Source organism: Marivita sp., from assembly GCF_017643905.1.
Classification (GTDB): domain Bacteria; phylum Pseudomonadota; class Alphaproteobacteria; order Rhodobacterales; family Rhodobacteraceae; genus Marivita.
The window spans coordinates 1-9,248 of record NZ_JAEPMO010000163.1 but is presented as its reverse complement, the minus strand read 5'-3'; the positions used below and the strand labels follow the sequence as shown (position 1 = coordinate 9,248).

At 58.3% G+C, this 9,248-nt stretch carries 8 protein-coding genes and 1 pseudogene; 6 read left to right on the top strand and 3 right to left on the bottom strand.

Annotation, left to right across the window (positions count from 1 at the left end):
* A partial coding sequence (locus JJ869_RS19780) for a UvrD-helicase domain-containing protein (RefSeq protein ID WP_292269901.1) occupies nucleotides 1-1,358 on the bottom strand: 1,358 nt, incomplete at its 3' end.
* Entirely contained in the window at nucleotides 1,351-4,032 is a 2,682-nt protein-coding gene (locus JJ869_RS19775; RefSeq protein WP_292269898.1) for a PD-(D/E)XK nuclease family protein, read from the bottom strand. The genes JJ869_RS19775 and JJ869_RS19780, both read right to left, overlap by 8 nt.
* 249 nt (nucleotides 4,033-4,281) lie before the next feature.
* Here JJ869_RS19775 and JJ869_RS19770 point away from each other — a divergent pair, with 249 nt between their 5' ends.
* The 3 genes from JJ869_RS19770 (at nucleotide 4,282) to JJ869_RS19760 (ending at nucleotide 5,759) form a co-directional block, all read left to right on the top strand.
* On the top strand, nucleotides 4,282-4,443 hold the full coding sequence (locus JJ869_RS19770) for a hypothetical protein (RefSeq protein WP_292269895.1): 162 nt from the start codon (nucleotides 4,282-4,284) through the stop codon (nucleotides 4,441-4,443).
* Nucleotides 4,444-4,624: 181 nt separating this feature from the next.
* On the top strand, nucleotides 4,625-5,335 hold the full coding sequence (locus JJ869_RS19765) for a hypothetical protein (protein WP_292269892.1): 711 nt from the start codon (nucleotides 4,625-4,627) through the stop codon (nucleotides 5,333-5,335).
* A 13-nt stretch (nucleotides 5,336-5,348) separates the two neighbouring features.
* Entirely contained in the window at nucleotides 5,349-5,759 is a 411-nt protein-coding gene (locus JJ869_RS19760) for a hypothetical protein (protein WP_292269890.1), read from the top strand.
* A gap of 313 nt (nucleotides 5,760-6,072) precedes the next feature.
* Here JJ869_RS19760 and JJ869_RS19755 read toward each other — a convergent pair.
* Nucleotides 6,073-6,377 (bottom strand): annotated as a pseudogene (locus JJ869_RS19755) (transposase); the annotation flags it as partial.
* A 71-nt stretch (nucleotides 6,378-6,448) separates the two neighbouring features.
* Here JJ869_RS19755 and JJ869_RS19750 point away from each other — a divergent pair.
* From JJ869_RS19750 to JJ869_RS19740, 3 genes are all read left to right on the top strand, one after another.
* On the top strand, nucleotides 6,449-8,017 hold the full coding sequence (locus JJ869_RS19750; protein ID WP_292269887.1) for an ADP-ribosylglycohydrolase family protein: 1,569 nt from the start codon (nucleotides 6,449-6,451) through the stop codon (nucleotides 8,015-8,017).
* A gap of 61 nt (nucleotides 8,018-8,078) precedes the next feature.
* Nucleotides 8,079-8,306, top strand: coding sequence for a hypothetical protein (locus tag JJ869_RS19745; RefSeq protein ID WP_292269885.1), 228 nt, complete (start codon nucleotides 8,079-8,081; stop codon nucleotides 8,304-8,306).
* 193 nt (nucleotides 8,307-8,499) lie between these two features.
* Entirely contained in the window at nucleotides 8,500-9,177 is a 678-nt protein-coding gene (locus JJ869_RS19740; protein ID WP_292269882.1) for a hypothetical protein, read from the top strand.
* Nucleotides 9,178-9,248 lie beyond the last annotated feature (71 nt).

Below are 9,248 nucleotides of genomic sequence, written 5' to 3'. Positions count from 1 at the left end.
ATCTCGGCAAAGGTCTCACCAGTTTCCGGCCGCTGCGGCTCCAGCGAAACATACCCCTCCCCGAACAGCCCCGCCGAAATCGCATTCACCATCTGCATCAGCCGCGGATCGGAGCGCCAGTTGCCTGTCAGGGGCGAGGCCGCCTCGGGGTTCTGCCGCTCGAGCGCCTCGCTCAGACGGGGATCAGCCCCTTGGAAGCCCATGATCGACTGCTTGGTATCGCCGACGATGAGCACGCGCTTGGCAGATTGTGCGATGCGCCAAAGCAGCGCGAACTGCACCGGGTTCGTGTCCTGGAATTCGTCAATGATGACGCAATCGACCTCGGACAGAAGCGCGTTCAGGATTTCCGGACGCGTCCTCAGAAGGCGCTCGGCATCGCAGATCATGTCGGCATAATCGATGACGCCCGCTTCGCGCTTCATGTCGGCGTATTTCGACATCACTTCCTGGGCGCCATAAACTAGCGCCGTGAGATGCGCGCAGGCGTCTTCCAAGGGACCGGGGTGGACCGCGATATCCGCGGCCGCCGCAATCACCTCATCAGAAAGTGCATCATAGCCATCCGGTGTCGGCGCGCCCCGCTTCGACTGACGCAACTCGCTCAGGGCTTTCCAGAGCCCCCAATCCCGACGGATCTCCCCAGGGCGCTGGGCGCGCTTCATGTTGCGGAAGTCTTTTCCAAAAGCTGTGCGCGCAGCCGCGGAGGTCGCATGGGCGGCGAGGTCATTCGGGAATGCCGCCAAAAGGGCATCAATCGCCGCAAGCAAGCGCGCCTCCAAGGTCGCCCCATCTGGCTCGACCCGACCGTAGAGAGCCCGCAGGCGCGCGACCGCAGCGTCCGCCAGTTGCGGGTCATTCCCGTTGTCGCCAAGGCCCCGGAGCAGATCGACCGTGGTCAAGATCCTGCCTCGGAAACTGTCTTCCTTACTGGCATTCGAGGAGAAACTCGGCCGGTACCCAAACCGCGGCAGGTCGGCCTTGACCGCCTCAAGCGACTGCGCATGCGCCATAGCTTGGCGGATCAGGAGATCCCGCTCCGCCTCGGCCAGGGCGCGCGGCTGGGGCGAGGCTCCGGCAGCGAATGCGTGTTCTGACAGAATTCGCAGACCAAGACCGTGGATGGTCGAGACATAGGCCTGTTCGACGGCCAGCGCCGCCTCAACCATTCCCTCAGCCAAAAGGCTCGCCCGGATACGGCCGCGCAACTCCGCGGCCGCAGCCTCGGTAAAGGTCACAGCGAGAATGCGATCGGGCGCGACAAGTTTGCCCTTCACCCATTTGGTCAGGTCCGACTTGATCCGAAAGGTTTTGCCCGAGCCCGCCCCGGCCGGAACGATGGTCAGCATCTCAGTCATCGATGTCCTCCATGCTATCATCGGCCTCGGTGCCAGGCATCATGAAACGCGAGACTAGCGGCGAGGCATCGAGAGCATAGGGTGCGAGGTTTGCCGTTTTCTCGAAGAATTTGCGGTCATCTTCGCTGTTAAGGCGGATCGTCCCTGCCCCTACTTCGGCCAGCCGCGTGATCAGAAGATCCATGGCCTGCACGGATATCCCGCCTTCCACGACGGTGACGACGCCATCGGGTGGCTCCAGCCCTTCGAGCAGAACGCCCTGGTCGTTGATAAGGTGGTAGGCAACCCCGATCCTTGGGCTGCCTGCCAAGGCAGCCTCCAGGACTTCGCCAGTTCGTTCGGGCCGTTTGAGCATTTCGCGGTAGAGGCCGAGCTGCAGATCCCAGCCTGCTTCAAGGCGCGCGCGGCGTTTGGGCGTGCCGCTTTTTTTGTGGTCGACGACCAGAAGGCTGCCATCTTCCAGTTGAAGAAGGCAGTCCGCGCGTCCGCGCAGCAAGATGCCGAGTGCCTCGCCCTGAATACCGATCTCATTGTCAATCACGCGGGCACCAAGGCCTTCAAGTGTATTGCGCCAAGCATGGGCCGCCGTTCCGACATCGCGAAGCAGCCCCTCACGTTCGACCGCCCAGATCGACCGCTGCAAGAACGGCGCATATTTGCGAATGGCCGAGGTGAGCAACTCCGGCACCGCGACCTCGATCTGGTCATGATCTGGCAACGGCGCATCCTTGGGAAACAGAAACTCCAGCACGTCATGCGCGATGGTGCCGGCAACCATGACGTTCAGCCCATCAGGCGCCCAGCTCACTGGTTCCGCGCCGAACTCGGACAGACTCCAGGCAAGCGGGCTGACCATGAGCGTTTCCAACCGGCTGGGCGACTGCGCTCGCATCCGCCCGTCATCGGCAAGGCGGCGGCGAAGCAGATCGCGATCCAAGCACAAGACACCATCTGCCGGCACGGCGCTGGGCTGCGCATCTGTGGCTACCTCGACAACCCGATGGGCAAACGGCCAGCGCTCGCGCGGGAGCGCACGCAGATCGAGGATCAACGCCTCGGCATCTTCCGTGCCCTTTTCGCCATTCCCGACGGTGCGCGCCACCAACGACAGGGCTGCCGCGAGGGCCTGCCGGCTGCCATTCGGTGCAAAGACAGGGCGCAAAAGGGTTAGGGATTCTGAGGCACATAGAAACTGACGGCGAAGCTTCTCAAGGCGCCTCGCCAGCACGTACCCGCGCGTTTCGACATGGAGCCCGGTTTTTTCGCGCAGAAGCCGGAGTTCACCATCGAGGAACAGCGGCGATGCAGACACCGCACGCGGCCAGCGATTGCCACTCATACCCATGGCAATGAGGTGCTTTGCCGAGCGCCACGGCATGGACCCTTCCGTGAACACGCTGACGCCCTCGACAAACGCCTCGGACGGCGGAGGCTTGGGCGTTGCAGGAGCCGCGACACGGTAAAGTGCAGTCCAATCCAGTGAGCGGCTCTGCGCCAGTTCGGCCCGCATCGTCCCCAGTTTGGAGCGGAATGCAGCGACAGCCTCACGCTGCTCAGCCGCGTCACTCAAGAGCTGGGCGGCTTGTTCGAGGGCTTGCCGAATACCGTTCGGGGTCTGGGCAATGTTGCTGCGCACCAGCTGATAAAAACGTTGCGCGCGCCCTGTTAGCGAACGGGCAGCAAAGGGCTCGAACCGGCCTTGCATCACCTCACGCGAGAGCTGCAACCCCGCCTCGGGCGACCATGGCATCAGGGGGGATATGTAAAGACTGGCAAGCGCCATGGCGGGCGCTGGTGCCTGAAAGCACAACAGGAGCTGAAGGAGCGTTTCTCCGGCGAGATCGCGGCGATCCGGCAGCGTGGGCAAGCCCGAAATCGGAACACCGGCGGCATCGAAGGCACGAAGAAGCTGCGCGACATAGCCCGTCTCGTCTGGCACCAGCAGACCGATCTCATAGGCCGCTACGCCTTGGTCGATCAAGCGCTGGGCTCGCGCAGCGGCAAAATCCGCTTCCTCCGCCTCATCGCGCAGGGCGAAGAGTGCCAGACTGTCGTCCAGCGGCCCTGAAGGTATGGACGCGCCTGTCAAACCTTTTTGCGCGCGCCACAAGCTTGTGCCCTCCGCGGCGCCAGTCATCAGCGGCGCGCGGCGCGCGGCCCATTCTTTCTGAAACGCTGCGTCAGCGATCCCGTGATGATCCAGCAATTGCGTATGCAGGCGGCGCTCAACTGGCGTCGCGAAACCACACGGTTCACCTGCCACCAGGGGAAGCGGCTCAAGAGCATCGCCAGACACAGAGTTCAAAACATGGGCACAGACCTGCAGATCTTCCGGGAGTGCGCCCGGGGCCTGACGCCACAAATCGCAAAGGGCGGCGAGGTGTTTGTATAGGCGGCTTTCGTGGTCTAGCGCGCCGAGGTCAACCTCCTCCGGGCTCAGACCGTTGGTCGCCACGGCGAGGCTCCGCAACGCTGATGAAACAGCGGCAGCGGTTTCAAGTGGGGCAACACCCATGCTGGCGGACCACGGGAAGGCGCCATCCGCCAGAACAGCATTCAGGTCGATCGCCTGCGGGCGCGGCGCGAGATAGGTTTCTGCCAAGAGGTCGGATGTGATTGCCCGAAACGCGCCCGTGCCGGCACGGACCGTTACCAGCGGCTCAAGACCATTCATCCGTACCTCCCCGCCGCTATCGGCATTATCCCACGTTTGATCGCAGCGGACCGGAAGGAAACGGTGCGATCAAGCGAAGGCTTCAGACTGTTCAGCGAATCGAAACGATACGTGGTCCCTCAAGCCCTGCTCAGGCAAAGTCTTTCCGGAATAGCCGCAAGTTACAACCCACGCCTCGGGAGGATACGTCCGGAAATGACGCACCCATGATCTAGTATCGAAACGAATCGAGATGAGAAGGAGACGCGATTGGTTCGAACGAGTATCACCCACCCCCTGCGCATTGATGACCTGCCCCTCGGAAACGGACGGCTGGGCATCACGTTTTGTCCCGGCAAGAAAGGCGACAGTGTCTTTGGCGCCGCGTGGGATCGAGACATTGGTCTCGACATCGACGCGATCAAGAGATGACGTACCAGCGCTGTCTCGAGGAAAATTTTACAAGCTTGATTTTTCTTGCTACTCGTCACAGCGTTGTTCAACAGCGCAGACACGGAGGGGCAAGCTCAACAACTCGCTTGTTTTACCCGACCAAACGTGTGCGGCTTAACTGCAAATGAAATAAAAAATGCTACCCATAGAGAGACTTGCCATGACTGAAGCGATAGTGCCCGCTCACAACTTATTGGTTCTTTCAATCGGAGGATCGATGGAAAGCACTTTAAGCATTTATGAAGCGGCGCGCTATGCATGGAAGCTTGATGTTAATCGGGCAAGGAATGTTGATTATATCTTAGCCCATCGTAAGGGGCATATCGTAGGTGTATTTGAAGCTGATAATTGGGTAGCTGCTGACCACCCTGAGTTTGAAGAAAGATTTAACGAAAATGACAGTGGTCGATGGGGTTTTATTGGCAAAGTAGCCCAGCCAGAAATTCTTTTCCAATATTTCAATAAAAAACTTCCTGAAGGATTTATTAAGCGCGGCGCATCCAATCCAGTCCGTTTTATTCACGTCAGCAAGCCAGAATCTCCTCAGGAGGATCCGGTTCTAAGAGATGTAGAAGAGCGTATAGGGTCTCTTGGGGAGTTTATCGAAGACGCTTTATATAGGGTGCCCTCTACCCCAGAAGGCTTCGGGGGATGCACGGTAATCGTGGGAAGAAACGACAGTGGCGAACTAAGGGTGACATTCAAGCTGGGGACAGACAATCCTCAAGGTCTAAGAAAATTTAACAGCGCCGATCTTATTGACGACATATTGGACTCAGAGATTGAAGAAGAAATCTCACGTCTGCTCGCAGATCTTGATCTTGACGCCCATGACTTTGAATACCTTATCGAAACCTACACAATCGACTGAAAGGATGTGAATGATGAGCTTCAATGTGAGATCCCTCCCAAAGGATTTAAAAGAAGTCCTGAAAAAAGCAGGAAAAAATTATGGGGAAAATTTGAACCAGTACTTGCAGGTTGAAGGCCTCGAAGGGCAAAATGCAGTTAAAATCAATTATCCATTTACATTGAATCATCGAATGTTTGATCTTGATAACGATCAGGCAAAAAGCATAGGGGGACTAAAGCAAACCAACCCTGAAGCCTTTGAAAAACTCGCTGAGCGAGCGTGCATCCATCTATTTGGTGATAATGTCAGCAGCTATCAAAAGGAGTTTTCAAATGACAAAAAAGAGGGATCTTGGTTAATTCAACTTGACGATTTCAGCTTTGAGAATGGCTGGATGCAAGCTTCAGTGTATTTAGTGCCCTCTGGGTTCTCTTTAGAATAGCTGGAGGCTTGTCTTTCAGATTTCTTGACTGTGCTGTGCGTCTTTATTGCAGAAATGAGGTCTGAGGCGCGGGTACCCTTTTTCCGTTTAGGCTTAAGGGCACCTGCATTTTCACCCTCTGCCGCTCCTGCAATCGCATTTAGTGGTATAAACTAACATTACCCAAGTGGCATAGCATCAGACATTAAGATCGCCCGACTCTGCCTGGTGGACAAGAATTTTTTGCCCTGACCGGCGTCTTCGTTCGCGCAGGCTGTTGGAACTGGTGAGCTCTTTCATGAAACAACCATGTTGTATCCCGGCTGCGGTTTTTTTAGCGCGGAGTACGGAGTTGTCCTGCCACTTTCGTTCTTCCCCGGACAGTTACTGCGTCATGAGCATGGCGGCGCGCTCGCAATCGGCGGATGGCGGCAAGGATGGAGCGAACCATCAGGCCGGTGACGGCCGCGTACGCTAGTTGAAAGGTAATGGCGCAGGCGTGACACATGACGCGGGCGCTGATCTTGATCCGCTTGAGCTTCAGGCTGGTCAATAACCAATCCGCCATGGCCTCGGGCAGCTCGATGCAGCGCAGAAGGTGGTCAGGTTGTAGGCCGGGACGTGCAGTTGCAGCCGCACCTATATGATATACGTCCGAAAATGACGCATGTAGAGATTAAAAAACGAATCGAGACAAGAAGGAGACGCGATTGGTTCGAACGAGCATCACCCACCCACTGCGCATTGATGACCTGGTCATCGGAAACGGTCGACTGGGCATCACGTTTTGTCCCGGCAAGAAGGGCGCGAGTGTCTTTGGTGCCGCATGGGATCGAGATCTCGATCTCGACCTGGACGCGATCAAGGGATGGGGTGCCAAAGCCGTCTTGAGCCTGATCGAAGACCACGAGTTCGAGATGCTGGGCGTGGCCGAGCTTGGCGAAGCGGTGAAGGCGCGTGGCATCGTATGGGTGCATTTTCCCATCCGGGATCTGGACACCCCGACAGACGAGGCCATGGGCACATGGGCTGCGATTTCGGCGCAGTTGCGCGCCACATTGGAGCGCGGTGGCCGCGTCCTCGTCCACTGCCGCGGCGGTCTCGGCCGCGCCGGAACGATCGCTGCTTTGATGCTGATCGAACGCGGATGGTCCGCACCTCAAGCGATCAGCGACGTGCGCACGGTTCGCCCCGGTGCAATCGAAACCGAGGAGCAGGAACGCTGGGTTACCCGCCGCGCCCGCCACTACGGACTACCGGGCATTCGGCTTCATGCCAGTCTTCTTGGGGGCGCCTATGGCGACAGCCTCGGTGCCGAAATCGAGTTCCTGTCGCTTAATGCGATCATCCGCAAGTTCCCGGAAGGGATTTCAGATCTCCCATCACATCAGGGCCTGCGGGGCGCAATCACCGACGATACCCAGATGACGCTGTTTACCGCCGAGGGTCTCATCCGGGCCCATGTTCGCGGTTCGCTCAAGGGGATATGCCACCCACCCTACGTGGTGCACCATGCTCTTCTGCGCTGGTATCGGACCCAAGGCGGCAAGCCGCGCGTTGAAACGGACGACGTGGGCTTGATCTCAGATAGGCGGCTCTGGGCACGCCGCGCACCTGGAATGACCTGCCTGTCGTCTCTCGGTGAAGGCCGAAGCCTCGGAGCGCTGGCCATGAATGATAGCAAGGGCTGCGGCACGATCATGCGCGTGGCGCCGGTGGCTCTTATGGTGCCGCGCGATCAGGTGCGATCCATTGCCATCGACACCTCTGCGCTGACGCATGGACATCCCACCGGCCAGTTGGCTGCTGCAGCCTGGGCAGAGATGCTGGCCGATGTTGCGACTGGGGCAAATCTGGACGACGCTGCCGCTGCAACGGCCTGGGAATACGAGCGTCTCGAGAACGGCTCCGAAACCGCACGCGCTATCCGCAAGGCGCTCGATGCCCCGCGGGATGGATCCCCCGAGACGGTCGAAAGCCTCGGGGGAGGCTGGATTGCCGAAGAAGCGCTGTCGATCGCGCTCTACGCCTGCCTTGCCGGCAAGACATTTGATGATGCGCTTCAGATCGCAGTCGTACATAGCGGCGACAGCGACTCGACCGGCGCAATTGCGGGCAACATGATGGGGCTGATTGATCCCCTCGCTGCTCTGAAACATCGCTGGGCCCCGGTGATCGAGGGCGCTGACGCGATCACCCGTTTGGTGCGCGATTACCTGCGGCTCGAACATGAACATGACGGCGCCGGGCAGCTGGCTGGGGCCTACCCCGGGGCATGAGCGGCAAGCCATGCCCTCGGCACGTGAATTTTCAAACTGACAGAGGAGTGATCCAACACGCATGAGCACAGGACGCAAACGGCGCTATGAAGAGGTCCGGGCGGCAAGACAATGGGTTTTGGTGTACATAGACAGGTACAGCTTCGATGAGCCCGCGATCGTGTCCGACCCGATGCCATACGACAAGGCGTTGCGCGCTCTCAACAAGGCACGCGAACAGGAAGGGCCCAACGGCTTCGACCACTTCGAACTGCGGCAAGTACCTGTCACTCAGGAGCCCAAATGCTGATCGCAGACTGCAAGGGCTGTAGCTATCTCATTGGACCATCGGCATTGGGCTCGGTATCCGCTGCACACATCGGGCACACCGGATTGACGCACAGCTGCCGATACCCCTGATTTCGGCGATAACCGATTGCCAGCTGTACAAAGCCCCGGAACCTGCTGACAAAATAGCCATTCAAATTGAGAAGGATTGAGGGATGGAAAGGGACGAAAAACCAGTGGCAGCGGCTTCTCAAAAGCGCGAAGACGATGCTCTTCGGCATCTGGGACGAGAATTGCATGCCGCACTCTTCCCTGAAGAGTATGACCATATGTACGACAGCGTCTCCGAAGCCAAAGATCGCCAACGTGGCAAAAATCCCATGAGTGCTGAGTATGTGGAAAAGACGAACACGCTGCGGGCGAAACTCGGGTTCACGCCGTTCAGCGTTGGCCCTGATGCTTACAACGAAGATACTTATTCATGGGTTATGGAAAAACTGAGGCAGGGCGAAGAAGCTGAGCTGCGGGAGATCATCGCAGCCCGAGCCCACGAGGCATCGGAAACCGAGCACAGACGCGAACAAGCACGAGAGCAGTTTCAGACCCCCTCCTGGTTAAATCAAAGAATCGACGACATGCTTGTGGGCGAAAAATTTATTCATGACGGGACGGACAGGTCAGATCCGCAAGTAATAGCGTTTCGCATCATGGGCGAGCTTTTCACCGTGGGCCCTTCCGGGGACAGCGAATCTGAATTTTTCCGACAAATCAGGCGCCTTCTGCCCGGTCGGTCTGAAGCAGAATATCAAGCCCTGCACCGCCACGGAGTTATTGTCAAATCTGGTGCCCAAGCGATCATCATGCGGCGGTTAGCTGCTGGTTTATTGGCTTGATGCCGTTGACGAAATCGACGCCCTGGATGACGTCGGCGAGATGAACGAAGCCGCGCAGCTTGCGCCAGCTT